A 25,657-nucleotide genomic window follows, 5' to 3' on the forward strand; every position below is an offset into this window, starting at 1 on the left:
CGCAGGTTCAAATCCTGTCCCCGCAACCAAGGTCCCGTGGTGTAGCGGTTAACATGCCTGCCTGTCACGCAGGAGATCGCGGGTTCGATTCCCGTCGGGACCGCCATTTTATACTTACGCTTCAAAAAGCGTCTTTCTGGAAATAACAAATGTGGCTCAGTAGCTCAGTTGGTAGAGCAAAGGACTGAAAATCCTTGTGTCGGCGGTTCGATTCCGTCCTGAGCCACCATAAATGCGGGTATAGTTTAGTGGTAAAACCTCAGCCTTCCAAGCTGATGATGGGAGTTCGATTCTCCCTACCCGCTCCAATTAGGGGCCTATAGCTCAGCTGGTTAGAGCGCACGCCTGATAAGCGTGAGGTCGGTGGTTCGAGTCCACTTAGGCCCACCATTCCGCAGTAGCTCAGTGGTAGAGCAATCGGCTGTTAACCGATCGGTCGTAAGTTCGAGTCTTACCTGCGGAGCCATTTTTATGGGGAAGTACTCAAGTGGCTCAAGAGGCGCCCCTGCTAAGGGTGTAGATCGCGAAAGCGGTGCGAGGGTTCGAATCCCTCCTTCTCCGCCATAATTTTGGCCCCTTGGTCAAGCGGTTAAGACACCGCCCTTTCACGGCGGTATCACGGGTTCGAATCCCGTAGGGGTCATACATAAAAAAGGTATTGCACAATTGTGCAATACCTTTTTTCTATTTTCCAACATAAGTTATATAGAAGGCCGCTGAGAGTAATATAGGGGGCAAATAGTGTAGAGTTGTGCCGTCAATCTATGCGATGCTATTTATCTCCAACTGACAATCGATACTATCTAAATTCTAGTGAACTTATGGAACGAAAGCGCGTGCAAAATGAGTAAGTCCTACAAGAAGCGCTTGTAGGACTTACTCATTTTTGAATTACTTATCTTTCTGCGAATCAATGTAGCTATCACGTTCATGATAAGGAATGTCACCTAAAGGTGATTCGATACCTTCTTCATCCAACTCCTCTTCATACTCTATTACTTCTTCATTTCGTACAAAGCCAGCAGGTTCACCTGTAATATCGGACACGGCAAACTCTTCATATGCTTCTACGCTGTCTTCATTTTCTTCATCGTACAGATCTCCGTAGTCACGATTTTTATTACCTGAGAAGTCTGAAGGTGTTTCAGATGTTCCGGATTGCGCAATTTCTTGAAAGCTATCTTCGTAATCAATTGCGTCTCCATCTCTTCGTGCCGCAAATGAATTAGGATCTGCCATGATTAATAGATCTTCCTCAACCGGACGATCGGTCGGAACATCTTTTCTCGCGTCATCAATACATACAGTAGTGTAAGGGATTGCTTCTAGGCGCTCCAATTGTATTTCCTTGCCACAGACCTCACAAATGCCATACGTGCCCCCCTGGATAGCTTGTAGCGCGTTCTGAACTTTCTCTAGTTCGCCTTCTGCGTGTGTGTGGAGTGCCATGTCCTTTTCGCGCTCATATAATTCTGTTCCCATGTCAGCAGGGTGATTATCGTACATGGATAATTCGCCTACATCTTCTTGTGCATTTTTTACAATTTCCGTCTCGTTTTCGGTTTCAGTCAAACGTTCTTCCATAGCTCGTAATTCTTTTTCCAGTTGTTGAATTTGTTTAGTTGTTAACAATATAGTCACGACCCTTTCTATGTGGCTTTCCGAGTTGAACAATGAAGTCTGAGAAAGCTGTCTTATTTCAGTCTTTCCCTTTTTACAAGCTGAAGTAAACCTTTACAACAAAAAACGTCCACCTTTTTTAAGTGTGGACGTTGTGGATACAGTTTATTCAGATGAAGTGAGCGATGAGAATGCCGATACCGAGAAGTAGGCCGAACAGCGTATTGGTAACGCCTGTATCCTTCATAGCTGGCATGACTTGAATGGGTTGTTCACACTTGCGAAAGGTTTTCGTAGCATGTAATGGTTTGGGAATACTTAGTAGGACGAGTAAGGCCCATGCAGACACATGGCCTGTCACGACGAGTGCAATAATCCAACCATATGACACGATGAAAAACATTGCCAATACCGTTATAGCATTATTTCGGCCTATAAGAATCGCCATGGTTTTTCTGCCGCCCTTAGTATCCTGTACAATATCCCGAATGTTATTGGCTAACATAATGGCACCGACTAAAAGCATGCTTGGTACAGATAGCAATATTGCATTGCCAGTGACAGTTCCCGTTTGAATATAGAATGCAATCAAAATTAATAACATGCCCATAATGAAACCAGAAACGAGCTCGCCGAATGGAGTATACGCAATAGGGTAAGGTCCGCCTGTATACAAATAGCCAATCAGCATGGCAACGGAACCCACGGCAGCTAGCCACCAGGAAGTTTCCATGCAAATGTAAATACCAAGAACAACCGATAAGCCATACAAAATGAGTGCTAAATTTAACACGATTTTAGGTTTTACGCCGTTCCGGACGATCGTCCCGCCAATACCGATCGAGTGTTCATCGTCGAGTCCTCTTTTAAAATCATAGTATTCATTGAACATATTGGTAGCCATCTGTAAAAACAAACTGGCTACAAGCATTGCTAAAAATAGTGGGAAATGAAGTGGACCGTATTGCAGCGCAATCATGGTCCCTAAAAAAACAGGTGCAAAAGCAGCAGTCAACGTGTGAGGGCGCGTCAGTTGCCACCAAACTCGCCAGCCAGTATCGGTTTCTATTGTGTGTTGCACGGGTAATCTCTCCTTATGTATGTAATCATCATCTGATAGTATACAACAAAAACAAGCAGTTAGGTAAGAAGTGACGACTACAAAAGATAATTGTCGAATGCTCTTCTATACGGCGACAGCGAGACATTATATATTAAGTACAGCGTCCAATGTGCTAGAATAGAGGTACTTATCGTTCAGTGAAGTGATATCTGAGCGTAAATTGTCGAAAAACATATTGCATGATGAGAAGGAGAGAGTGGGATGATTCGGAAATTGACCGATCGAGAGAAGACGGTTCCGGCAACAGGCGCTGAATCTCGTTTTTTTACGGAAACATTAGAAGTAGAAACGCTAAGTCCGCTTGCTTTTTTTGAAGCAGGCCTATCACATTATGGTGAGCATCGTTTCTTCTGGCAAAATGCAGACAAGACAGTAAAACTTGTCGGTTTGGGTCAGGCTGCAGTTCTAACAGCGGAGAAGGATCGTTTTAAGTCGATATCTTCACAATGGGCAACATTATGTGAAGGTTTGATTAAGGAAGAAAAAGATGTTGATCCGGTGTTATTTGGAGGGTTTTCTTTTGATCCCCACACACGACAGGATGACGAGTGGAGCGCTTTTCCAGCCGCTTATTTTACTGTGCCTTTATTCCAACTGAAAATTGAAAAAGGTAAAACGTATGTATCGATTAATTATATTACGGATGAACCGCAAACAGCAGCAGACTTTGAAGCATTGCGTCAAGAACGTGATCGCTTGATCCATATTGCACAGGTTGACGAATTCACGTTCCAAGGTCATCCGAGCGTGATCAAACAGACAGAATTGGCTACGGACCGCTATATGGATGCTGTTGAGCACGTGACATCGCATATTAAAGCGCAAGAGGCAGAGAAAGTAGTCATTGCACGTAAAATTAAATTAACGTTCGAAGAAGAATTCCAAAAGGCTGCTGCGCTGCATACAATTTCGAATGAACAGTCTGCTAGTTATCATTTTGGACTTCAAATTGGGGATGAAATGTTCTTCGGTGCAACGCCAGAGAGATTGGTTGAAATTTATAAGGGACATGTGTACTCGGCATGTGTAGCAGGTTCTATTGAGCGTGGAAAAACGTCTCAAGAGGATCAGCGACTTGGGGAAGTGCTATTACGTGATAAGAAGAATCGTGAAGAGCATCAGTACGTAGTCGATATGATTACACAAGTCTTTTCGGAATTTTGCACATCATTGCAAGTAAACAAAACACCAAAGCTTTTGAAAGTGCGAGATATTCAGCATTTATTCACACCGGTTGAAGGAGAACTTGCGGAGGACATGGATATTTTCCATCTAGTAGAAGCGCTTCATCCAACGCCCGCTTTAGGTGGAGTTCCACGCCAGAAAGCGCTCGAAGTCATTCGTGAAGAAGAGCAAATGGACCGTGGCTACTATGCAGGCCCGATTGGCTGGGTGGATTCTGCGGGTAATGGAGAGTTTGCGGTGGCGATCCGTTCTGGACTGTTAACTGGCAATGATGCATATTTGTATGCTGGTGGGGGGATTGTAGCTGATTCTACGGCAACGGAAGAATACGCGGAAACATGGGTTAAATTCCGTCCCGTACTACGCGCGCTCGGAGGCCGCTTACATGAATGATCACGAAATAGGATTAACGAGTTATGTGCTCCGCTTAACAGATGCTCTTATACGCCAAGGCGCGAAAAAGGCAGTAATTAGTCCAGGCTCCAGATCGACACCACTTGCGTATGCGCTAACGAACTCTGAGGATATGCAAACCTATGTGCATACCGATGAGCGTTCTGCAGCTTTTTATGCGCTTGGATTAGTGAAGGCGACTGGGCAACCGGTTGTTTTACTATGTACATCAGGAACAGCCGCATCGAACTATCATCCTGCAGTTACAGAAGCTTTTTATGCAAGATTGCCGTTGATTGTCATCACAGCGGACCGTCCGCATGAATTACGTGAAGTCGGCGCTCCACAGGCGATTGATCAAATTCGCATGTTTGGGGAGCACGTCAAAGATAGCGTCGATTTCCCTGTACCAGAAAATCGTGAAGACATTTTACGATACATGGAACAACGTGCTGTTAGACTTCTTTCTGTAGCGAAAACTGCACCACAAGGACCAGTGCACTTAAATGTCCCGTTTCGGGAGCCATTACTGATTGATTTACAAGCAACTGCGCAAGTCAGTCGATTCCAGCAACAGTTGGTAGGGGAATTGACTGTAACGGATGAAATGAAAACTGTACTCGAAACGGCCATTACGCAATCGAAAAAAGGCATACTCGTTATGGGAGAGCAAACGACTACTCTAGATAAAGAACGTTTCTGGCAGTTTGCTAAAGCACTTCAGTGGCCCGTACTTTGCGATCCACTGTCTAATCTGCGCTCACAAGTGCCTGCAGATTGTGACGATCTTTGTATTGATCAGTATGATGCCTTGCTGAAAAGTGAAGTGTTTACCGACAAGGTGCGACCTGATTGCGTCATACGCTTCGGTCCGCAACCCATCTCTAAACCATTACTGTTATTTTTGAAGAAGACGTGTCCAGAAACTTTTATTGTGATCGATGATTCACCGAATTATCGTGATCCGATTGGTCTAACTACGCATCATTTGCAAGTAAGTGCAGAGAGCATTTGGCAGCAAGTACATATACGAAACGAGCGAACAGAGTATATGGAACAGTGGTCTGAAGCCAATCGAATTTCCTCAGATGTACTGAATGAAGATCAACATTTTAAGCAAGATGAAGGTCATTTCGTTCGTCAATTCATCGCCAATTTACCAGATGGCTCAGATGTAGTCTGCAGTAGCAGTATGCCGATTCGTGACTTGGATACTCATTTCCAAAAGACGAAACGCGATATTTCATTGTTTTGCAATAGAGGGACGAATGGGATCGACGGCGTAGTCTCGACTGCCCTTGGTATTCAGGAAGGTCGTCAACGAAAGACGTACTTATTGATTGGGGATTTAGCGTTTTTGCATGATATCAACGGATTGATAATTTCCCGTTTACAGCAAACCGATTTGACAATTGTACTAATTAATAACAATGGTGGCGGGATATTTTCCTATTTACCGCAAGCGTCTATTGAACACCATTATGAGCAATTATTCGGGACCCCAACAAATTTAACGTTCCATCACATAGCGGCGATGTATGAAGCGCAATATGATGCGGTAGACACGATACAAGCATTTGAACAAGCAATGCAAACAGATAAAATGACTAATCTCCGAATTATTGAAGTGACAACAGTACGTGAAGACAATGTGGAAGCTCACCGCTCTGTGTGGCGGGAAATCGCGAAGAGGGTGGAACGCATTGACGACTGAACTATTGACAATTAGAGGTATAGATACGCATGTTGCGCGCTACGGTAATAAACAGTTGCCGACAATCGTCATGTTGCATGGTTTCACAGGCTCGACAGCCACTTGGCAGCAAACCATTGAAGTACTTGCGGTGGATTATCATATCGTGGCAGTCGATTTAATCGGTCATGGCAAAACAGAAGCGCCTGAAACGAGTACTCGCTACAAGATGGAAGAGCAGGTAAAAGATTTATATGAAATCTTGCAGAAGCTTGAAATTAAGCAGCCCATCTTGCTTGGGTATTCGATGGGTGGGCGTGTTGCGCTAGGCTATACTGCAACGTATCCAGAAAAAGTAACGGGTCTTATACTTGAAAGCAGTTCGCCAGGTCTATGTACAACTGAACAACAAATCGCACGACGTACAGCTGATTCCAAGCTTGCGGATAGGATAGAACAACAAGGAATGATAGAATTCGTCGACTTCTGGCAAGAGATTCCGTTGTTTCACTCGCAAAAAAAACTGTCTGAATCACAACAACAAGCAGTGCGCAGTGAACGCCTCGATCAACGGCCAACCGGTCTAGCAAACAGTTTACGGGGGATTGGAACGGGCAGTCAGCCATCATACTGGCAGACGCTTGAGCAACTTTCATTACCTGTATTATTGATTACCGGTAGTGAAGACGAGAAATTCGAAACGATAGCGCAGGAAATGTTGAAAAGGCTGCCAAATGCCCGGCATGAAACGATAAAAGATGCAGGGCATGCAATTCACGTGGAAAAACCACAACAATTTGCTACAATGATAAAGAGCTTTCTGAAAACAGTGTAAAACTCGAGGAGGAATTTATTATGACCCGTCAATGGGAAACGCTTCGTACATATGATGATATCAAGTACGAAATGTACAATGGTATCGCAAAAATCACGATCAATCGTCCGGAAGTGCGCAATGCATTCCGTCCGAAAACAGTAATGGAACTGATCGATGCATTTTCACGTGCAAGAGATGATCAACGAATTGGAGTGATTGTGTTAACTGGTGAAGGCGAGAAAGCTTTCTGTTCAGGAGGCGATCAATCGGTTCGTGGTCACGGTGGATATGTTGGAGACGACGAAATTCCACGCTTGAACGTTTTAGATCTTCAACGCTTAATTCGCGTTATTCCAAAGCCAGTTGTCGCAATGGTGGCGGGATACGCAATCGGTGGCGGTCACGTGTTACATGTAGTATGTGACTTGACGATTGCTGCAGACAATGCACGTTTCGGACAAACAGGACCTACTGTCGGCTCGTTCGATGCGGGATACGGTTCAGGATATCTTGCACGCATTGTTGGCCACAAAAAAGCACGTGAAATCTGGTACCTATGCCGTCAATATGACGCGCAAGAAGCACTCGATATGGGCTTAGTCAACACAGTGGTTCCTTATGAACAGCTAGAAGACGAAACAGTACAATGGTGTGAAGAAATGCTAGGCAAGAGTCCAACTGCACTTCGCTTCTTGAAAGCGGCAATGAATGCAGATACAGACGGCTTGGCTGGACTTCAGCAATTAGCTGGAGACGCTACATTGCTTTATTACACAACGGATGAAGCGAAAGAAGGACGCGATGCGTTTAAAGAAAAGCGTAAACCAGACTTCGATCAATTCCCACGTTTCCCTTAAATAAATGAAAGCTGCCTATATTGGGCAGCTTTTTCATTATGTTAATTTTAATTGGAGGAGATAGCTATGATGATCCCAAATTGGCTTGCGCAACGGGCCAAATTGACACCTGGAGCGTCCGCTTTAGTTACCGAACAAGGACACTGGTCTTATCAGGAACTATATGAGCAATCCCTTGAAATCGCACAACAACTTCATCATCTCGGTGTTCAGTCAGAGAGTAGGGTGGCGCTGCTAAGCCGCTCCAATGAACAAACGGTACTCTTCATCCATGCATGCTGGTTATTAAGTGTGCAAGTAGTCTGTCTGAACAATCGGCTGACAGAACAAGAATTACACTGGCAAATACGCGATTCCGAAGCAAAACTTGTACTTGTTGATGATCACATACAGATCCATCCGAATGTAGATGATATCGAGAGCTTATCTTATTCAGCAGTTCGAAAGTCTGAACGAAAAGAGTTCGTCATGCTAGAACAGTGGACTGAAGATCAGACGCTATCGATTATGTATACTTCAGGCACTACGGGTGTACCTAAAGGAGTTCGACAGACAGCGGGCAATCATACGTCGAGCGCACTTGCTTCTGCGCTAAATCTTGGGTTGACCGATAACGATTCCTGGCTGTGCATGATGCCTTTATTCCACATCAGTGGACTTTCGATTGTCATTCGCGCAGTTATCTACGGAATGGAAATGCGTTTGTACGAAAAATTTGATGCAAAAGAAGCTGCTGCACACATTGTTGCGGGAAATGTAACAGCCATTTCGGTCGTTGCCTTGACGTTGGATCAAATTGTCCGTGTGATGGAAGCGGATCATAACAAAGCGCATCCTCAATTTCGTACTATGCTCGTTGGTGGCGGACCGGTGCCACTGGATTATTTGGAGCGCGCGACTGCATGTGGACTACCGATACTTCAGACATATGGTATGACTGAAACCTGTTCGCAAACGACGACACTTGGAAAAGCAGATGCAACGCGAAAGGTAGGTTCAGCGGGTAAACCGTTATTTTTTAATCAAGTTGCAATTAAAGATACCGTTCAACCAGGTGAAGTAGGAGAAGTGCTCATAAAAGGCCCTCATGTGACGCCGGGTTACATCGGAAGTCAAAGTACACGCAGTGCGCTGACCGAAGACGGTTGGCTTGCTACAGGGGATGCTGGCTATCTTGATGAGGAAGGCTATTTATTCATTGTGGATCGGCGTGCTGATTTAATTATTTCAGGTGGGGAGAATGTGTACCCTGCTGAAATTGAAAATGTGTTGCTAGCACATCCTGCTATAAGAGAAGCTGGCGTATGTGGTAAAGAAGATCCGCAGTGGGGGCAAGTACCCGTCGCATTTCTCGTTGGCTCAGCTGACACGGAAGAACTAGTAGAATTCTGTTCCCAGCGTCTAGCGCGTTATAAATTACCGAGAGAATTTCGCTTTGTGGAGCGACTGCCGCGTAATGCATCGAATAAACTAATGCGGTTCGAATTGAAAAAATGGTTATAAAAAAACAGTGGAGTATGCATCCACTGTTAGTCACCTAATGCTTTTTTTAGTACGTTCAGATTCTGTTCCATGAGAGTAAAGTACGTTTCTTCCTTCTGAATATCTTCTTCAGTAAGGACACTCAAATTATGCAGAGTAAGAGCTTCGGCATTCAGTTCTTTTTTGATGACTTCAGCTAATTTCGAGCTGACGTTTTGTTCAAATAAAATATACTGGATGTCTTGTTCTTTTGCATCTTTTACAAGTGAAGCTAGTTCTTTTTGTGAAGGTTCATTCTGAGAATCAAGACCAGATACAGCAAGTTGCTGTAACCCATAAGCTTCTGCTAAGTAGCCAAATGCTGCATGAGATACGAAGAAAGTTTTGTTTGGCGCTGCATCTGCCATTGTTTTAAATTCGCGATCCAATTCTTCTAGTTCATCATATAAAACATCAAAATTCTTCTTGAATGATTCTGCATGTTCAGGCAATTCATCAGATAACTCTTGCGTAATTTTTTCCGCGAGCTTCGTGCTGAGATAAGGAGATATCCAAACGTGTGGATCCACCGTGTCTTCATGTCCGTGCTCATCATGCGCATCTTCTCCGTGTTCATGGGAATGTCCCTCTTCCAACTCCTCGAAATCAATATAGTCAGCGATTGGAACAAATCGAACCTTTTCATTCTGCAATGTTTTCTCTGTTTTTTGCACAAAACCCTCAAGTCCAAGCCCAACATAGAAGAATAAATCCCCTTTTGCTAAGGTCATCATATCTTTTTGTGTAGGTTCAAACACGTGCTCATCTGTTCCAGGTGGATAGATGGATCTCACGTCAACATACTCTCCACCAATCCGTTCAGTGAAGTATTGTAATGGGTAAACAGTAGTGTAAACGAGTAATTGTTCGGATGACGTATCATCCGGTTCAGTAGTTGTACTATTGTTACAACCACTTAATACTAGCAGCAAAGCGGCTGCCAGCAGTAGTATACGATTTTTCATTCAAAAAGCCTCCGTGACGTAATCGGAATGATTACTATTTAGATTGTTTTCTCATCATACAAGATATGATGTATGTTTGCAACCTAGTACGGATTATTTAGTATCTGATTTTTTTGGAGGTACCGGATCAAATCCGCCTTTATGAAATGGATGACATTTTAAAATCCGCATTACCGCAAGCCAACTACCTTTTAGCGCACCATGTGTCTCAATTGCTTCCACCCCGTAATGTGAACAAGTGGGATGAAATCGGCAAGAGGGCGGTGATAAGGGGGAAATAAACTTCTGATAGAACCGGATTATTTGTATACATGCTTTCTTCAGTATCTCCATCACCTTCTGACGTAATAAGGTTTAGTTTACCTATATTTGTGGTAAATGAAAAGAGAGAAGCATAAAACGATTAGGAGAGTGTTTTTTTATGTCTAAGGAATTAATTCAAGAACTAAACAAACAAGTATCTACGTGGTCGGTGTTGTATGCAAAACTTCATAACTACCACTGGTATGTAAAAGGAAATCAATTCTTCACATTACACGCCAAATTTGAGGAATTATATAATGAAGCAACAGTGCATATGGACGAAATTGCGGAACGCGTACTGACTTTGGGCGGTGAACCAACTGCAACATTATCGCAGCATTTATCCGAATCTGTGATCGACGAAGCAAAAGGCACAGAAAAAGCGAATGAAATGGTGCAAACGTTAGTAGATGATTTTGACAAAGTAATGAAATCATTGAAAAAGGGTATGGAACTTGCATCGAAGGATTCAGATGATATGACAGAAGATATGTTAAATGCGGTTTATCAGAGCGTGGAGAAGCATCAGTGGATGTTAAACGCATTTCTCGGTGAAACAAACGAGTAAAACCTTCAATTATCAAAATAGTAACCGATAGTAGGAAGTGAATACCAAGAAGGAGTTGAACGATATGGATATCCATTCAATTATGTCCAGCCAGTTGAGAAGCTTGCAATCAACCGTTCAAATGAGCGTCATGAACAAGGCTCTTTCAATGGAGACTTCTGCTATGAATGATATGCTGAACGGCCTTGAAAACCAATCTGTAGCGCATCCAACAAAGGGCGTTTCAATTGATATTAAGGCTTGAATGAAGAGCACACATCTTGAATAAGTAGAGATGTGTGTTTTTTTATGGAAGTAGGCAGAAATACTGTAAAATATACTAAAACATAGTAGGGGGTATATTGAAGATGGCTCAAGGACAGTATTTGCGTAATTTAATTATCGAAACACCTTCTAAACCTGGGAATCTTGGCAAGGTAACTATGGCAATCGGTCAACTAAATGGAGATATTGGTGACATCCAGACGATTAAAGTAGGAACGCTTTCTACGATTAGAGAAATCGCGTTGCAATGTAATGATCAAGCGCATTTGGCTGAAATCGTGGTGGCGATTGAAAACTTAAAACAAGGTATTAAAGTTCAAGCGATTACAGATGATGTATTGCAAATGCATGAAGGCGGAAAAATTCATATGAAAGCCACTCATGAAATCCGTTCTCTGGCGGATTTACGGAGAGTGTATACACCGGGTGTGGCAAGTGTTTGCAAAACGATCCAAGAAGATCCCGAACAGGCGAATTATTTCACAGGTATTTCAAATACAGTGGCAATCGTGACGGATGGTACGGCTATTTTAGGGCTTGGAGATATTGGTCCTGTAGCGGGTATGCCTGTTATGGAAGGAAAAGCTGTCTTGTTTGATCAATTCGTCGGTATTAGTGGGATTCCCATTTTACTTGATACGAGCAATCCCGATGAAGTCGTAGAAACGATCAAACATATCCATCAAGGATTTGGTGCAATTTTACTAGAAGATATCGGGTCCCCGCATTGCTTTGAAATCGAAGAGCGTTTGAAAAAAGAATTACCCATCCCTGTTATGCATGATGATCAGCACGGTACAGCAGTCGTAGCATTGGCAGCAGCGCTCACAGCATGCAAGCATGTTGAAGTGGATTTGGCTAATGCTTCAGTCGGACAAATTGGTTTAGGCGCAGCCGGCCTTGCAATCAGTCGTATGTTTATGGCATATGGTGTAGCGGAAATGAAAGGAACAGATCCTAATCCTCATGCGAAAGAGATGTTAGCGAAGCACGGTGGGACCGTCGTTGAAACAATGGAAGAAATCATGGAGACATGCGATGTAGTCATTGCGACAACTGGTGTTGCTAATCTCATCAAGCCAGAATTGATTCGTAAAGGTCAAATCATTTTGGCTTTATCTAACCCCAACGCAGAAATCACTCCGGAAATCGCTTTGGAAGCAGGCGCAGCCTATGCGGCGGATGGTCGTCTAGTCAATAACGTCCTAGGCTTTCCGGGCATCTTTCGTGGCGCATTAAATGCAAATGCGAAAGCCATTACGTATCCCATGCTGATCGCTGCAGCTTTGGCCATTGTCGATAGCACTAAGCGTGACGATTTAGTCCCGCATCCATTAGATCCAAACGTACACATTAACGTGGCGTTGGCAGTTGAAAAAGTAGTGTATGAAGAACAAGATCAAGGAATTTAATTTTAAGGAGGCTGGGACACAACCTCAAAAGGTATGAAGGAGAAGACACTTTCATACCTTTTTTAATTCACTGAAACGTATTTATAAAGTTTAATTCGTTAGTAATCAAGAGTGTACCGAAGCGGAAAAAGGCCGACTCCTGCGGGATTCAGCGCGAATGTTGAGACCCCGCAGGTAGCGAGAGCCGTTACGAAGGACGGCTTTTGCGAGTAAAAGCGGAGCGTTAAGAGCATGTATTTGCACTTAGCGACGAGGAGGCTCAAGCGCGCCCCGCGGAAAGCGTGCCTTTTGTAGCGTAGGGGAACGGACTGTTTTTTTAAGTTTTGTCCCAGCCTCTTTGTTGCAGAATATTTTTTTCTTTATGAGGCATCCTACGTAAAAAAGAAAGTAGGATGATTATGATAGAAGAAAAATACCCGATGTATATATCACTTAATAACAAATTAGTACTCACAGATCCCCACTCTTCGACCTGGGAATACAAAGTAGAAGTAACAAGAGAAGTATATCCTATATTTGAAAAACTATTTTCTCAAATGGAACAACTGGAATTCCAAAACTTTCTCCGCTCACATGTACCGTATGCGCAATATCACTATGATAAAGACAATGATAAATTGGATGTCCGATTAAAAAAGGTCTTTGCTTTGATTCATGAATTTACCGATGACGAGTCAAAACGTTTTATCGAGAAACTGCCGCTATTTCGTTGATTCCTCGCTTACCTTTCCGCTACACTAAGGGAAAGGACGTGATTCATATTGCTAAAATTTGAAGATTTACAAGGAGCCCATGTTGAATTGACTTTTGGACCTAATCCACATCATATTGAATCCCGCCATGTGCTCATAATGATTAAGGACGACAATCGTTGGTTATTGACCAAACATAAAATACGTGGAATTGAGTTTCCCGGTGGAAAAGCGGAATCAGGAGAGACAATTGAACAAGCGGCTATTCGTGAAACGATGGAAGAAACAGGAGTCACTATAGAAAATATTCATTCATTTGCAGAGTATGTTGTCTTTACTGAACCACCTTTTTGCAAGGCCGTTTTCACAGGAGATATAACACATGTAGAAAAAGACTTTACATTAATGGAAACAGAAGGCGCAGTATGGATGACAGACGCTGAACTAGATGCTTGTACTGAACTCAGCTTTCACATGAAAGACCGCGGAATGGGTGAACTTAGGAAGTGGGTGGAAGTGAATGATAGAACAATCTGATGGTAAAATCATACGGAGGAAAGACTATCCCTCCCCAAACCCCCATGTTAGATTGGAAGAAATCACGTATAGTTCTGACAACTTGCTTGTAAAAGGACTTTTGGCAACACCAAAAGCAAAAGGACGGTATGATGGATTGCTTTATCTACGCGGCGGCATCCAACATGTAGGGATGGTTAGACCAGCGCGTATCGCACAATTTGCATCGCATGGACTGGTAGTATTCGCTCCTTATTATCGTGGCAATCGTGGCGGTGAAGGAAAGGATGAATTTGCTGGAGAGGATCGCAATGACGCAGTGACGGGAGTGGAAGTACTTAAACAGCAAAGTGCAGTCAATTCAGATCGCATTCATCTATTTTCATTTTCCAGAGGCGGTATTATGGCATTATGGACAGCTATAATCCGCGATGATTTAACTTCTATGGTGACATGGGCTGGAGTTTCAGACGTGGTCTTCACGTACAAAGAGCGACAGGATATGCGGCGTATGATGAAACGTGTCATCGGTGGCACGCCGAATAATCAACCGGATGCGTATCGTGAAAGGTCGGCACTATTCCAGATAGGGAATATCGATATTCCGACACTGATTATCCACGGGACTCTTGACACGAATGTGTCTTTCCAACAGGCAATATTGTTAGAGAATGCATTACGTGATACGGATAAAGAGTTTGAAACTTGGTACTTGGAAGGCTATACGCATTATATTCCTCCTGAAATGAATCGGCAGCTTGTGAAAGAAGCAGTGAATTGGATGAAGCGGCAATGATGAACATTTGCTAGCTTTTATGTGATTACAATAAAGACGCAAAAAGAGGCTGACCAGATTGGTCAGCCTCTTTCGTATGACATTATTTAATGACAGGTGGTCCGCCTTTGATCGCGATGTCTTCGGAAACATGAGAAAACTTCTTGAAGTTCTCACGGAAAGCATCAGCCAAACGGTTTGCTTCTTTATCGTATTCTTGTGGATCTTCCCAAGCATCACGAGGGTGTAGAACGTCGCTTGGCACACCTTCGATTTCAAGCGGCATATTTAATCCAAAGATTTCGTTCTTCTTTGTTTCTATATTATCCAACTTACCTGCGATTGCAGCGCGTACCATCGTACGTGTATAGCCTAAGTTCATACGTGAACCTACACCATAGATTCCGCCAGTCCATCCTGTATTCACGAGGAATACTTTTGAACCATGCTCATCTATTTTCTTTCCAAGCATCTCTGCATAGGTTGCTGCAGGGAGTGGAAGGAACGGTGAACCGAAGCAAGTAGAGAATGTTGGTTCAGGAGCAGTGATTCCACGCTCAGTTCCAGCAAGTTTGGAAGTGAAACCGCTCAAGAAGTGATACATTGCCTGTTCTTTTGAAAGAATAGAAATCGGAGGCAATACGCCAGAAGCATCAGCTGTAAGGAAGATGATGTTCTTCGGGTGACCAGCAACAGATGGTGTCACGATATTATCAATGTTTTCGATTGGATATGCAGCACGTGTGTTTTCTGTTAATGATTTATCATCATAATCAGGAATGCGTGTTTCTTCATCTAGTACTACGTTTTCTAAAACAGCACCGAAACGAATGGCTCCGAAAATTTCAGGTTCTTTTTCAGCAGAAAGGTTAATACATTTTGCGTAACATCCACCTTCAATGTTAAACACGCCATTATCAGACCAGCCGTGCTCATCGTCACCAATAAGTTTACGGTCAGCATCTGCCGAAAGCGTAGTTTTACCTGTTCCAGATAGACCAAAGAACAAAGCAACATCGCCTTCTTCTCCAACGTTTGCTGAACAGTGCATGGATAGGATATCTTGCTCGGGTAGTAAGTAGTTCATAACAGAGAAAATAGATTTCTTCATTTCCCCAGCGTACTCTGTTCCACCAATTAAGACAATTCGCTTTTCAAGCGATAAAATGATGAATGTTTCAGAGTTTGTGCCATCCACTTTTGGATCCGCTTTAAATGAAGGGGCTGCCAAAATGGTGAATTGCGATTCATGTGCTTTCAATTCTTCTTCAGTTGGACGGATGAATAGTTGGTGAACGAACTGATTTTGCCAAGCTAATTCATTAATAACCTGGATAGACAATTGGGAGTCTTTATCTGCTCCTGCAAATCCTTTAAAAACAAACAATTCGTCTTTTTTCTTCAAATGTTCGATGACTTTTGTGTATAATGAATCAAAGATCTCCTCTGAAATCGGACTGTTTGTGCTACCCCAATCTACTTTATCCTTAGACACTGCATCTTCAACGATGAATTTGTCCTTAGGTGAGCGTCCTGTATATTTACCTGTACGAGCAGTGATTGCACCGTCAGCAGAAAGTTTAGCTTCGCCTCTTGCCACTGCTTTTTCCGTTAGTTCTGCCACAGACGCTTGGATCGTCACGTTGCTTCCACTAAGAAGACTTTTTAAACTATCATCAATTTTTGCAGATATCATGTTTACATACCGTCCTTTGCGTAGTCGATTTATTTTTATCTTACTGAGAATATCCTAATTCGTAAATAGTATAACACATTAAGAATATTAATCTATACTAATGGAAAACTCAAGTGATTTGGAAGAAATAATTTGACAAAATCCAAACTTTTTAATACGATGTGACATGAACGGATACTCTTATCCCGAGTTGGTGGAGGGTACAGGCCCTGTGAAACCCGGCAACCTGCAATAGACGTAAGTCTAACGCGAAGGTGCCAAACCTGAAGCAAGGTTTAATTCCTTGGACGATAAGAGTGAAAGGTGCTGCGCGTGAAATTTTGCCTTTTACTCATGGATTGAATATGAGTGGAGGGCTTTTTATATTGTCTAGCCCTGAATCCTTATGGTATATGCTTGACGTCTAGGCGTGGAACTTTACCAGGGACTTATGAGAGTACCGTATCATGATGCTTAATATAGGGGGAAATAACATGACAAACCGTCGACTGTTTACATCAGAATCAGTTACAGAAGGCCATCCTGACAAGATGTGCGACCAAATTTCAGATGCAATTTTAGATGCGATCCTAACGGAAGATCCAAATGCGCGTGTGGCATGTGAAACGAGTATAACGACTGGACTCGTATTGGTAATGGGAGAAATCACTACGACAACGTATGTGGATATTCCAAAAGTCGTTCGCGACACTGTTAAGGAAATTGGGTATGTTCGTGCGAAATACGGCTTCGATTACGAAACGTCCGCTGTACTTACATCCATTGATGAGCAATCACCTGAAATCGCTGCAAGTGTCAATGTGGCACTCGAAGCACGTGAAGGCTCTATGTCTGATGAAGAATTAGAGGCAATCGGTGCAGGAGACCAAGGCCTGATGTTTGGATATGCATGTAATGAAACGCCAGAATTAATGCCTCTGCCAATCAGCCTGTCTCATAAATTGGCACAACGCCTGGCACAAGCTCGTAAAGAAGAACTTATTTCCTATTTACGTCCTGACGGTAAAACACAAGTAACGGTAGAATATGACCAAGATAATAATCCTGTGCGAATTGACACAATCGTTATTTCCACACAACATCACCCTGAAGCAACACTCGAGCAAATCGAGCAGGATATAAAGAATGTTGTTATTGATGCAGTCGTTCCAAAGAACTTATTGGACGAGCATACTAAATACTTCATTAATCCTACTGGCAGCTTTGTCGTTGGTGGCCCTCAAGGAGACTCTGGATTGACTGGACGTAAAATCATCGTTGATACGTATGGTGGATATGCCCGTCATGGTGGCGGTGCATTCTCGGGGAAAGATGCTACGAAAGTGGACCGTTCGGCTTCTTACGCAGCGCGTTATGTGGCAAAGAACATCGTTGCAGCTGGACTGGCTGAGCACTGTGAAGTTCAGTTGGCGTATGCTATTGGAGTAGCGAGCCCGGTTTCTATCTCGATCAATACATTTGATACCGGTATACTATCGGAGACTCAATTAGTAGAGTTCGTACGTGAATTATTTGACCTTCGACCGGCAGGAATTATTAAAATGCTTGACCTACGTCGTCCAATCTACAAACAAACGGCAGCATACGGTCACTTTGGCCGCACTGATATCGAATTGCCATGGGAGCAGACAGATAAAGTGGAAGCGTTGAAAGATCTTGCGAGTACAGTACGTGTGAAGCAATAAAGTAATGAGTGCAGAAAGAGGAATCATTTCCTTTTTTCTGCACTTTTTAATTCTTTGCCGGTGAAATACGAAAAGGAATCATTTCATAGTCTGCCTCTTCATAAGCCCTTTGCAATCCTTTATCCTCTATATCTTTTTTCAAGATTGTCTTCTGTTTTACTTCAACATCAAAAGAATAGCTAAATGGAAAACCCTCCACTTTAATAGTGTGCTGATCTGCAAAGTATATCCCAATTCGTCCTATCGGTAATGAAGGGAAAATACCAGTAGAAGGAATACCATCACGAAAGAATATATGTTCATTCGCTTTGTCGACACCTGGATCATTCACACAACAATATAAGGAAAAGTTGTCTCCAAGCTGAAGCAAAGCAAAATGCATTTCAAAAAGTTCCTTTTCAAAACCTTCGACTTCTTTACATAATCGTTCACGGCGATTCAGTTCATCCTCGATAAATTGCTTAGCTTCTTTTTTATCTTTACCCTGTATAAACTGTTCATAATGAAAACTACAAAGCATTGCTGCGTAGTGATCAAGCTTTTCTACTTCATCGATTCCTTGGCGATAAAGTACTGTTTTTGGAAGAAGTGGGTAATCTGTGAATCGAAATGGTGCCGATTTCGCATCATTCCAAAAAGGTTGTTTATCAAAAGGAGCCCAGCCGATGTCGTGGTTACGAATGGCAGTTAATACGGAATGACGCCATTGATCATCAGGAAACATATCCTTTTTCCAGTGTTCCATTAATTCTCCAGCAAGTTGTCCATGATGATGTTGTTGGACGAAGCTGAATGACTTCTCGTGTTCACGTACAATCATTTTACTTCATCCTTTCTTGTCAGGTGAGGAACTATCGTTTTGTATGATTTCTTCTTTAATTTCTTCTTTTACCTTTTCAATTTTATCCATTTCTTCTTGATACATTTCTTCCGCCTCTGTCGTGCCGAGAATAAAGGGGTCTTCATTGAAGTCAATTCGTTTGCCATATCGTAGAAGTTCATAAATAATCATACCGTTATTCGGTTTCCCATTTACGGTTTTCATGGGAATGGAGTCAAATAAAACGAAATAGAAGGCGTAGAATATAAAACGGCTCCAAAATGTTTTGGACTCTTCAAAAAAACCATTTGCAATGAGCGCATTTATTGTGAGCGCCACGACAACGTTAATCAAAATCGGCCCAGCATATATGCATATATAAGCAAAATTACTTTTTCTCTTGACTGAATCAAAAGTAAACCAGCTATTTATATGATAATATTTACGTATATCAAATACACCTAATTTAAATAGCCTGGGTCCAGAACCAATGGTCAGTCTGGCATTTTTTACACCGAATAGACCACTAATTATAAAATAACCAGCTTCTCTTATGAACGTAACGACAGGTAAAATGATGAAACAAGAAATTACCAAGCTAAGGAGATCTGCTAAACCGAACATATCACGTCGACTCCTTCTATAAATTCTTCTTTGTGTAATAATTCAATAGCTTTAACAGTAAAGTACCCACTTCCCTCAAAACAAATCGTTTTACTATTACTATTTTCTAAACATATCACAAGAAGCCATGTTTAATTTAAGTAAGAGCGGGAAATTATATAGTATTAACCGAGTACATGTAGTATTTAAGGAGGAATGGAATATGGCGAAAATAGCTGTAGAAGTACCGTTTGAAGATGTGAAACAAGCACTAGAGGAAAAAGGACATGAAGTGACGATGTTCGCAAGTGATGAACATCTAAGTGGCTATGACATGGGTGTAATCCGTGCCTTGAGCGACGTTAACATCGACCAATTCGACTTTCCCGTGGTGAGCATTGAAGGCAATTCTGTACAAGACATCGTAGACGATGTGGAAAAAAGATTACATCGCTAATAATTGAATACAATTTATTTAGGACTGAAGAGCAAGCCAATAAAGGGGGTTCTTCAGTTTTTCTATTTGCTAGGTAGTAGTGGCGGGGGTTTACCAATGCAAATGGGATTTTACTAGCTATTCTATTTGTTTAAAGTGTTTCTGTCAGTTAGAAAGCTCCGTTTAATGTGACACATAGCATTAACGAGCAAGAGTGTAAAGAATAGTAAAATACCATTGACTCTTTTTGGATAAGAGATTTTGTTCCTGATGATTAACGTTAAATCACACGCCACGGTGAATTCTCTTCACAATGACCGTGTGATCGCTAAACGAAAATGAAAAGGAGACATGCCATATTTGGCACGTCTTCTTTTCATTACATTTGAATGTCAGTTTGACCGAATGCTTCATATTCCTGCATTAATAATTGAAGCGGTAATTCGTACAGTTGTTTCCCATCAATTTTAAATACCCCATTTGAAACGAGCTCTTCAATCATTTTGTCTCGCTTTGATTCACTTACTTTTTTGTTTGTTTTCATCGTGCATTTCCTCCTTGATTCCCCCTCTAAATATAGCCGTTATGATCTCGAATTAAACCGTATAAATCATAGTTGGAACTTTCGAACTGTTCTACTAATTGTGTATATCATTTTGGCAGTGTAATAGGCACTTATGCTTTATAGTACATTCTTAATAACCTGATAGTGGAATGGCAAAAATGAAAAAGTGAATAGTTCTATTCGTAACGGCTTTTTTATAACCAATGATGCTTAGGGGTACCATTATGAGGTAAGAATAGATATAATCTAGTTCGTGCATTAAATTGTTATTTACCAGAGGAGGTCGCTATGTTTTTCATTGAAGCAAAACGAGTGACGGTAGTTATTTTTGGATCGCTACTTATGGCTCTATCATTAAATTTCTTTCTCATCAATGCAAATGTCTATGCGAGTGGATTTGCGGGTGCAGCCCAGTTAGTATCAAGTGTTCTAAAAGACCACTTAGGCATGAAAATTAGTACAGGTATTTTATTATTACTGTTCAACATACCGGTCTTCATTCTGGGTTGGTTTAAAGTAGGGAAAGGTTTCACTATTTACAGTATAGTATCCGTTGCGTTCACTACACTTTTCCTTGAATTATTGCCACTGCGTTCTATGTCAGGAGACATTATGCTCAATGCGGTATTTGGCGGGGTACTGGCAGGTGTTGGTGTAGGGATTTCCTTAAAGCTAGGTGCGTCTACTGGCGGAATGGACATCGTTGCGATGATCCTATCTCGCATGCAGGATAAACCAATCGGTGTATACTTTCTAGTGCTAAACGGTATTCTTATCGTATTTGCGGGAATTCTATATGAACCGGAAAATGCACTTTACACAATGGTTGCGTTATACGTTACTACGTCAGTGATTGACATGATTCATACGCGACATGAAAAAGTAACTGCGATGATCATCACGCACAAAGCAGACGATCTTCAACAAGCAATCCATCGTCAAATGGTACGTGGAATTACTATACTACCCGCTAAAGGTGCTTACTCTAAAGAAGATAAGAACATGCTTTATGTCGTGATCACAAGATATGAACTATACGACTTGGAACGGATTATCAATGAGACGGATCCGCAAGCATTTACCAATATCGTACAAACAGTAGGTATTTTCGGTTTCTTTAGAAAGGAAAATGAGAAACTGGCTTAGAGCAGAAAATCTGTCGTGTATTTTCATATGAAGACAAACTCCGTTAAAAGAGTTTGTCTTCATTTTTATATACGAAGTCTCACTGTAAACATATTCACTGTGTAATCCTACTCGATAATCATGTATTATTTTGGCGAACGTCAACAGTAAAGATTTGTTGAATTCTTGTGAAAACATTGGAATGTACAGAGAGTTTGTATATACTTGAGTGTGACTTATGTTATTTAAGTCATCATGAACGTACACCATAACCGCCATCGTGCGTAGTAAAGTTGGTATTATAGTATATGAAAACATCTATATGGCTAAGAGAGATTCGTCGTCGGGCAAATAGCTGGTTCATCATTACAATGCTTGGTGCACTCGTCATTATTATGCCGGTCGCCTATGTTGTACTAAGTTTCTTCCAGCCGACAGGCGAAAACTGGGAACATATTAAAGAATTTTTGCTTGCTGACTATGTAAAAGGGTCAGTGATTTTAGTTGGATCTGTCGGGTTCCTCTCGACGACCATCGGATTAGTACTGGCCTGGATTGTCGCGGCCTATGAATTTCCATTACGGAAACAGTTTAAATGGCTGTTGATTATACCTTTGGCTATACCGCCTTATATAGCGGCTTATACATACAGTACAATGACAAGCTATACTGGCGTCATTCAATCGTTGTTCCGTAATTATTTTGATTATCAATTCACACCGGGCACGATCGAGATCATGTCATTGCGTGGAGCGGTTTTTGTTCTCACATTATTCCTTTACCCGTATGTGTATATGATTGCGCTCAATTATTTTGAAAAACAAAGCGCATCGTATATTGAGAGTGCTAAAACTCTTGGATTGAATGGTTTCCAAATGTTCTTCCGTTTGGGATTACCTATTGCGCGACCTGCCATCATCGCAGGATCGATGCTCGTCATCTTTGAAGTGTTAAGTGATTATGGCGTAGCCAGTTTCTTTGGCGTACGTACGATTTCCACGGCGATTTTCCAGACGTGGTTCGGGATGTATGATATCAATGCGGCTATGCGTTTAGCTGCTTGGTTGCTCGTCATTATATTAGGGATTTTCATGCTCGAACGCTTTTTACGAAAAGGTCGGAAGTATGATACAAACGTGACACAAAGCAGACCACTCGCACGTAAAAAATTACGTGGATGGACTGCTTGGCTAGCATCCCTTTCTTGTTCTATTGTATTCTTCAGTGCCTTTTTAATTCCTTTTGTTCAACTGATCTATTGGTCACTAAAAACATATGAAAAAGTATGGCGCGCAGACTTCATCACCTTAATAACCAATAGTCTAGTGGCCGCTCTCATCGGTGCATTGATTATAAGCTTCTTTGCGATTTTGGCTGCCCGTACAATTAACTTGTATCCATCCGCTTCGTCAAATTTACTTGCGCGTATTATGACGTCCGGTTATGCGGTGCCAGGAGCAGTCGTCGCAATTGGCGTACTTGCTTTATTTATTACGCTAGATGAGAAACTGGCATTTATTTATCCGAAACTGTTAGATGTAGAATCGGGCTCACTCGTATTAAGTATGTCGATCGCTATGCTGATCACAGGATACGTTATTCGGTTTATGGCGCAAGGATTCAACTCGGTTGAGTCAGGTTATACAAAAGTACCACCATCTTATCGTGAAGCTTCATTCTTACTAGGACGAAGTATGACATACACATTTTGGAAAGTAGAGTTTCCATTATTACGCGGTTCGATCTTAATTGGATTTGCGTTAGCATTCCTCGAAATTATGAAGGAACTACCGCTGACCTTACTGTTGCGACCTTTTAACTTTGATACGCTCGCGACACGGACATATCAATATGCAATTGATGAAAGAATATATGAAGCTGCACCATCCTCTCTGTTATTAATTTGTCTAAGCATCTTGTCGGTGATTATAATTTTAAGATTTGAGGAGAAGTGAGAACAATGTTCGTAGACATTCAAAACTTATCATTTCGATATTCAAAAAAACAGCAGCCTGTCATTGATCGCTTTTCATTTGCGATTAAAAAAGGGGAAATCGTAGGGATTGTAGGTGCGAGTGGTAGTGGAAAAAGTACTTTGCTACGATTGCTTGCAGGTTTGGAAGATCCTACGGCAGGCAGTATCGAACTTGACGGCAGATTGATTGTAGGAGATAACACATATATCGAGGCCGAGAAGCGCGGTGTGGGTATGGTGTTTCAAAACTATGCACTATTTCCGCATCTGACAGTCAGCGAAAACATTTGCTTTGGCTTGCACAAGATGAAGCGTCCTGAGAAAAAGAAGCGTTTGGATGAAATGTTGGAACTTGTTCAATTGCAAGAGTTTGCCAAACGTTACCCCCATGAACTTAGCGGGGGACAACAGCAACGTGTGGCATTGGCAAGGGCTTTGGCGCCTTCACCTTCCATCCTGTTGATGGATGAGCCGTTTAGTAATCTGGATACGAATTTGAAGTCCTTGATTCGAATGGAAGTTCGAGATATCTTGCAAAAGGCAAATATTACATGTCTGTTTGTCTCGCATGACCAAGCTGATGTGGACGCAATTTGTGATCGAACGATCTATATTGATTGTGCAACGTATATTGGATCGGACAAAGAATCAATACCTGTTTAACGTTGTACTAGAGAGTATCGGATATATTTCCGATACTCTCCTTTTATTTATAGAAATAAAAGAAAATGAATACTAGACTTATACTCGATATTGTATTACAATTTCTTTAGTACTGAAAATGATTCTCATTACCGTTTGGAGATATGCAACGTATATGAGAAAACAAGGAGAGAAATCAATGTGAAGAAATTTTTATGGGCATTCGCTCTATTAATGCTTGCAGCAGTTCTAGGGGCATGTAACTCAAGTTCCGATAAAGTGGAACAAAAGGACAAACCAGTAAAAGAAGAGACTCCTGCTGAAGATACAACTGATGCAACAGAAGATAAGAAAACGGGTGGAGAAGTAAACGTCTATACGGCTAGACACTATGACGTGGATGCAGTTCTTTATGAAGAGTTCACAGAAAAGACAGGCATTAAAGTAAATGTGATTGAAGCGAAAGCGCCAGAATTAATTGAGCGTCTTAAGCGTGAAGGACAAAATACACCTGCTGATTTATTTATTACAGTGGATGGCGGGATCTTGAACACAGCAAAAGAAGAAGGTCTTTTGCAGCCCATTGAATCTGAAGAAATTGATAAGGCAGTACCAGCAGAGCTTCGCGACACAGACAACGAATGGATTGGATTATCTACTCGTGCGCGTGTGATTGTCTATTCAAAAGATCGCGTGAAGCCGGAAGAATTATCAACTTATGAAGACCTTGCAACAGACAAATGGAAAGATAAATTACTTGTTCGTTCATCTGATAGCTTGTATAACCAGTCATTGATGGCATCATTGATTGCAATTGATGGCGAAGACAAAGCGAAAGAATGGGCTCAAGGTATTGTAAATAACTTGGCGCGCGAACCTGAAGGTGGAGACCGCGACCAAGCGCGTGCAATCGTTGCAGGTGTTGGTGATGTTGCGATTATGAATAGTTACTATGTAGGTCACATGTCTGTTTCAGACGAAGCAGAAGATGTGAAAGTGTTCGACCAGATTGGTGTGTTTTTCCCGAACCAGGAAACTACAGGAACACATATTAATATTAGTGGTGCTGGCTTGATTAAACACAGTAAAAACAAAGAAAATGCAGTAAAATTGATTGAGTACTTAACGACTGTGGAAGCTCAAGAACAATTCACGGCAGAAAACTTTGAGTTCCCAGTTAATAAAGAAGCGAAATTACCAGAAGTGATGGCTGAATGGGGTACATTCAAACCACAAGAAGTGGACTTCGCAGATTACGGTAAGTATAATCCAAAAGCTGTAGAATTAATGAATGAAGTAGGCTGGAAATAAGTTCAACAAAGAGCAGCTCTCGGGCTGCTTTTTTGTTTCTATAAATAAACGCCAACTACCGATTTTATAAGTAGATGAAACATTTCTGGTCTATC

The 25,657-nt window shown here is 41.9% G+C and carries 25 protein-coding genes, 7 tRNA genes and 1 riboswitch; of the genes, 24 read left to right on the plus strand and 8 right to left on the minus strand.

The window, feature by feature from the left end:
- Positions 1–30 precede the first annotated feature (30 nt).
- The 7 genes from CSV75_RS00005 to CSV75_RS00035 all read left to right on the plus strand — a co-directional run bounded on the left by CSV75_RS00005 (position 31) and on the right by CSV75_RS00035 (position 643).
- A tRNA-Asp gene (locus CSV75_RS00005) sits at positions 31–106 on the plus strand.
- Positions 107–153: 47 nt separating this feature from the next.
- Positions 154–229, plus strand: a tRNA-Phe gene (locus CSV75_RS00010).
- A 5-nt stretch (positions 230–234) separates the two neighbouring features.
- A tRNA-Gly gene (locus CSV75_RS00015) sits at positions 235–308 on the plus strand.
- A 5-nt stretch (positions 309–313) separates the two neighbouring features.
- A tRNA-Ile gene (locus CSV75_RS00020) sits at positions 314–390 on the plus strand.
- 1 nt (position 391) lies between these two features.
- A tRNA-Asn gene (locus tag CSV75_RS00025) sits at positions 392–466 on the plus strand.
- 7 nt (positions 467–473) lie between these two features.
- A tRNA-Ser gene (locus CSV75_RS00030) sits at positions 474–564 on the plus strand.
- 7 nt (positions 565–571) lie between these two features.
- Positions 572–643: transfer RNA gene (locus tag CSV75_RS00035), tRNA-Glu, on the plus strand.
- A 248-nt stretch (positions 644–891) separates the two neighbouring features.
- Here the strand turns inward: CSV75_RS00035 and CSV75_RS00040 are convergent.
- Both CSV75_RS00040 and CSV75_RS00045 read right to left on the minus strand, forming a co-directional pair.
- Positions 892–1,641 (minus strand): TraR/DksA C4-type zinc finger protein, encoded by a 750-nt coding sequence (locus tag CSV75_RS00040; RefSeq protein ID WP_233191556.1) that lies wholly within the window; start codon positions 1,639–1,641, stop codon positions 892–894.
- Positions 1,642–1,789: 148 nt separating this feature from the next.
- Positions 1,790–2,701 carry a 1,4-dihydroxy-2-naphthoate polyprenyltransferase gene (locus CSV75_RS00045; RefSeq protein ID WP_099674263.1) on the minus strand — a complete coding sequence of 304 codons (912 nt, stop codon included), beginning with the start codon at positions 2,699–2,701 and terminating at the stop codon, positions 1,790–1,792.
- Between the two features lie 243 nt (positions 2,702–2,944).
- Here CSV75_RS00045 and CSV75_RS00050 point away from each other — a divergent pair, with 243 nt between their 5' ends.
- The 5 genes from CSV75_RS00050 (at position 2,945) to CSV75_RS00070 (ending at position 9,191) form a co-directional block, all read left to right on the plus strand.
- Positions 2,945–4,321 carry an isochorismate synthase gene (locus CSV75_RS00050; protein WP_099674264.1) on the plus strand — a complete coding sequence of 459 codons (1,377 nt, stop codon included), beginning with the start codon at positions 2,945–2,947 and terminating at the stop codon, positions 4,319–4,321.
- Positions 4,314–6,035, plus strand: a complete 1,722-nt coding sequence (gene menD, locus CSV75_RS00055; protein ID WP_099674265.1) for a 2-succinyl-5-enolpyruvyl-6-hydroxy-3-cyclohexene-1-carboxylic-acid synthase — start codon at positions 4,314–4,316, stop codon at positions 6,033–6,035. The genes CSV75_RS00050 and menD overlap by 8 nt, the downstream gene beginning before the upstream one ends.
- Positions 6,025–6,849: a 2-succinyl-6-hydroxy-2,4-cyclohexadiene-1-carboxylate synthase gene (menH, locus tag CSV75_RS00060; RefSeq protein ID WP_233191557.1), complete on the plus strand. Its 825-nt coding sequence runs from the start codon at positions 6,025–6,027 to the stop codon at positions 6,847–6,849. The genes menD and menH overlap by 11 nt, the downstream gene beginning before the upstream one ends.
- A 20-nt stretch (positions 6,850–6,869) precedes the next feature.
- Complete coding sequence (menB, locus tag CSV75_RS00065; RefSeq protein WP_029055123.1) at positions 6,870–7,688, plus strand: 1,4-dihydroxy-2-naphthoyl-CoA synthase; 819 nt, start codon at positions 6,870–6,872, stop codon at positions 7,686–7,688.
- A gap of 66 nt (positions 7,689–7,754) precedes the next feature.
- The gene (locus tag CSV75_RS00070; protein ID WP_099674266.1) at positions 7,755–9,191 is read left to right on the plus strand and encodes an o-succinylbenzoate--CoA ligase; all 1,437 of its coding nucleotides are present in this window, start codon (positions 7,755–7,757) and stop codon (positions 9,189–9,191) included.
- 26 nt (positions 9,192–9,217) lie between these two features.
- Here the strand turns inward: CSV75_RS00070 and CSV75_RS00075 are convergent, their stop codons facing one another.
- Positions 9,218–10,174, minus strand: coding sequence for a metal ABC transporter solute-binding protein, Zn/Mn family (locus CSV75_RS00075; RefSeq protein WP_099674267.1), 957 nt, complete (start codon positions 10,172–10,174; stop codon positions 9,218–9,220).
- Positions 10,175–10,267: 93 nt separating this feature from the next.
- On the minus strand, positions 10,268–10,507 hold the full coding sequence (gene yidD, locus CSV75_RS00080) for a membrane protein insertion efficiency factor YidD (RefSeq protein ID WP_099635713.1): 240 nt from the start codon (positions 10,505–10,507) through the stop codon (positions 10,268–10,270).
- An 88-nt stretch (positions 10,508–10,595) separates the two neighbouring features.
- On the opposite strand from yidD, the gene CSV75_RS00085 reads away from it, so the two are divergent.
- The 6 genes from CSV75_RS00085 to CSV75_RS00110 all read left to right on the plus strand — a co-directional run bounded on the left by CSV75_RS00085 (position 10,596) and on the right by CSV75_RS00110 (position 14,725).
- Entirely contained in the window at positions 10,596–11,045 is a 450-nt protein-coding gene (locus CSV75_RS00085) for a Dps family protein (protein ID WP_099631367.1), read from the plus strand.
- Positions 11,046–11,109: 64 nt separating this feature from the next.
- Entirely contained in the window at positions 11,110–11,289 is a 180-nt protein-coding gene (locus CSV75_RS00090; RefSeq protein WP_099631368.1) for a putative motility protein, read from the plus strand.
- Positions 11,290–11,392: 103 nt separating this feature from the next.
- Complete coding sequence (locus tag CSV75_RS00095; protein WP_099674268.1) at positions 11,393–12,721, plus strand: NAD-dependent malic enzyme; 1,329 nt, start codon at positions 11,393–11,395, stop codon at positions 12,719–12,721.
- Between the two features lie 398 nt (positions 12,722–13,119).
- A complete protein-coding gene (locus CSV75_RS00100; RefSeq protein ID WP_233189588.1) occupies positions 13,120–13,434 on the plus strand; it encodes a transposase in 315 nt (104 codons plus the stop codon).
- A gap of 48 nt (positions 13,435–13,482) precedes the next feature.
- Positions 13,483–13,950, plus strand: coding sequence for an NUDIX hydrolase (locus tag CSV75_RS00105; protein WP_099674269.1), 468 nt, complete (start codon positions 13,483–13,485; stop codon positions 13,948–13,950).
- Positions 13,934–14,725, plus strand: coding sequence for an alpha/beta hydrolase family protein (locus tag CSV75_RS00110; RefSeq protein WP_099674270.1), 792 nt, complete (start codon positions 13,934–13,936; stop codon positions 14,723–14,725). Before CSV75_RS00105 ends, CSV75_RS00110 begins: the two co-directional genes overlap by 17 nt.
- Positions 14,726–14,807: 82 nt before the next feature.
- Here the strand turns inward: CSV75_RS00110 and pckA are convergent, their stop codons facing one another.
- Complete coding sequence (gene pckA / locus CSV75_RS00115) at positions 14,808–16,400, minus strand: phosphoenolpyruvate carboxykinase (ATP) (RefSeq protein WP_099631373.1); 1,593 nt, start codon at positions 16,398–16,400, stop codon at positions 14,808–14,810.
- A 177-nt stretch (positions 16,401–16,577) separates the two neighbouring features.
- A riboswitch (SAM riboswitch) is annotated at positions 16,578–16,697 on the plus strand.
- Between the two features lie 176 nt (positions 16,698–16,873).
- On the opposite strand from pckA, the gene metK reads away from it, so the two are divergent.
- A complete protein-coding gene (gene metK / locus CSV75_RS00120; RefSeq protein WP_099631374.1) occupies positions 16,874–18,085 on the plus strand; it encodes a methionine adenosyltransferase in 1,212 nt (403 codons plus the stop codon).
- 46 nt (positions 18,086–18,131) lie between these two features.
- On the opposite strand, the gene CSV75_RS00125 is transcribed toward metK, so the two are convergent.
- Together CSV75_RS00125 and CSV75_RS00130 are read right to left on the minus strand one after the other, a co-directional pair.
- A complete protein-coding gene (locus tag CSV75_RS00125) occupies positions 18,132–18,905 on the minus strand; it encodes a DUF3891 family protein (protein WP_099674271.1) in 774 nt (257 codons plus the stop codon).
- A 6-nt stretch (positions 18,906–18,911) separates the two neighbouring features.
- Positions 18,912–19,529 (minus strand): hypothetical protein, encoded by a 618-nt coding sequence (locus CSV75_RS00130; RefSeq protein ID WP_099674272.1) that lies wholly within the window; start codon positions 19,527–19,529, stop codon positions 18,912–18,914.
- A 202-nt stretch (positions 19,530–19,731) separates the two neighbouring features.
- Between CSV75_RS00130 and CSV75_RS00135 the strand changes: the two genes are divergently transcribed.
- Positions 19,732–19,965, plus strand: coding sequence for a YkuS family protein (locus tag CSV75_RS00135; RefSeq protein ID WP_099674273.1), 234 nt, complete (start codon positions 19,732–19,734; stop codon positions 19,963–19,965).
- Between the two features lie 358 nt (positions 19,966–20,323).
- On the opposite strand, the gene CSV75_RS00140 is transcribed toward CSV75_RS00135, so the two are convergent.
- On the minus strand, positions 20,324–20,488 hold the full coding sequence (locus CSV75_RS00140) for a Fur-regulated basic protein FbpA (protein WP_099631378.1): 165 nt from the start codon (positions 20,486–20,488) through the stop codon (positions 20,324–20,326).
- 309 nt (positions 20,489–20,797) lie between these two features.
- Between CSV75_RS00140 and CSV75_RS00145 the strand changes: the two genes are divergently transcribed.
- The 4 genes from CSV75_RS00145 (at position 20,798) to CSV75_RS00160 (ending at position 25,562) form a co-directional block, all read left to right on the plus strand.
- Entirely contained in the window at positions 20,798–21,655 is an 858-nt protein-coding gene (locus CSV75_RS00145; RefSeq protein ID WP_099674274.1) for a YitT family protein, read from the plus strand.
- Between the two features lie 287 nt (positions 21,656–21,942).
- A complete protein-coding gene (locus CSV75_RS00150; RefSeq protein ID WP_099631380.1) occupies positions 21,943–23,589 on the plus strand; it encodes an ABC transporter permease in 1,647 nt (548 codons plus the stop codon).
- A gap of 5 nt (positions 23,590–23,594) precedes the next feature.
- A complete protein-coding gene (locus CSV75_RS00155; RefSeq protein ID WP_099674275.1) occupies positions 23,595–24,272 on the plus strand; it encodes an ABC transporter ATP-binding protein in 678 nt (225 codons plus the stop codon).
- 180 nt (positions 24,273–24,452) lie between these two features.
- On the plus strand, positions 24,453–25,562 hold the full coding sequence (locus CSV75_RS00160) for a Fe(3+) ABC transporter substrate-binding protein (protein ID WP_233189589.1): 1,110 nt from the start codon (positions 24,453–24,455) through the stop codon (positions 25,560–25,562).
- Positions 25,563–25,657 lie beyond the last annotated feature (95 nt).

Source organism: Sporosarcina sp. P18a (genome assembly GCF_002743135.1).
Taxonomy (GTDB): Bacteria; Bacillota; Bacilli; order Bacillales_A; family Planococcaceae; genus Sporosarcina.

Excerpts from the sequence above, each read along its gene's own strand:
- CSV75_RS00050 (WP_099674264.1), top strand. The coding sequence starts at position 2,945 with ATGATTCGGAAATTGACCGATCGAGAGAAGACGGTTCCGGCAACAGGC.
- menD (WP_099674265.1), top strand. The coding sequence starts at position 4,314 with ATGAATGATCACGAAATAGGATTAACGAGTTATGTGCTCCGCTTAACA.
- menB (WP_029055123.1), top strand. The coding sequence starts at position 6,870 with ATGACCCGTCAATGGGAAACGCTTCGTACATATGATGATATCAAGTAC.
- CSV75_RS00070 (WP_099674266.1), top strand. The coding sequence starts at position 7,755 with ATGATGATCCCAAATTGGCTTGCGCAACGGGCCAAATTGACACCTGGA.
- CSV75_RS00075 (WP_099674267.1), bottom strand. The coding sequence starts at position 10,174 with ATGAAAAATCGTATACTACTGCTGGCAGCCGCTTTGCTGCTAGTATTA.
- yidD (WP_099635713.1), bottom strand. The coding sequence starts at position 10,507 with ATGGAGATACTGAAGAAAGCATGTATACAAATAATCCGGTTCTATCAG.
- CSV75_RS00085 (WP_099631367.1), top strand. The coding sequence starts at position 10,596 with ATGTCTAAGGAATTAATTCAAGAACTAAACAAACAAGTATCTACGTGG.
- CSV75_RS00090 (WP_099631368.1), top strand. The coding sequence starts at position 11,110 with ATGGATATCCATTCAATTATGTCCAGCCAGTTGAGAAGCTTGCAATCA.
- CSV75_RS00095 (WP_099674268.1), top strand. The coding sequence starts at position 11,393 with ATGGCTCAAGGACAGTATTTGCGTAATTTAATTATCGAAACACCTTCT.
- CSV75_RS00100 (WP_233189588.1), top strand. The coding sequence starts at position 13,120 with ATGATAGAAGAAAAATACCCGATGTATATATCACTTAATAACAAATTA.
- CSV75_RS00110 (WP_099674270.1), top strand. The coding sequence starts at position 13,934 with ATGATAGAACAATCTGATGGTAAAATCATACGGAGGAAAGACTATCCC.
- pckA (WP_099631373.1), bottom strand. The coding sequence starts at position 16,400 with ATGATATCTGCAAAAATTGATGATAGTTTAAAAAGTCTTCTTAGTGGA.
- metK (WP_099631374.1), top strand. The coding sequence starts at position 16,874 with ATGACAAACCGTCGACTGTTTACATCAGAATCAGTTACAGAAGGCCAT.
- CSV75_RS00125 (WP_099674271.1), bottom strand. The coding sequence starts at position 18,905 with ATGATTGTACGTGAACACGAGAAGTCATTCAGCTTCGTCCAACAACAT.
- CSV75_RS00130 (WP_099674272.1), bottom strand. The coding sequence starts at position 19,529 with ATGTTCGGTTTAGCAGATCTCCTTAGCTTGGTAATTTCTTGTTTCATC.
- CSV75_RS00135 (WP_099674273.1), top strand. The coding sequence starts at position 19,732 with ATGGCGAAAATAGCTGTAGAAGTACCGTTTGAAGATGTGAAACAAGCA.
- CSV75_RS00140 (WP_099631378.1), bottom strand. The coding sequence starts at position 20,488 with ATGAAAACAAACAAAAAAGTAAGTGAATCAAAGCGAGACAAAATGATT.
- CSV75_RS00145 (WP_099674274.1), top strand. The coding sequence starts at position 20,798 with ATGTTTTTCATTGAAGCAAAACGAGTGACGGTAGTTATTTTTGGATCG.
- CSV75_RS00150 (WP_099631380.1), top strand. The coding sequence starts at position 21,943 with ATGAAAACATCTATATGGCTAAGAGAGATTCGTCGTCGGGCAAATAGC.
- CSV75_RS00155 (WP_099674275.1), top strand. The coding sequence starts at position 23,595 with ATGTTCGTAGACATTCAAAACTTATCATTTCGATATTCAAAAAAACAG.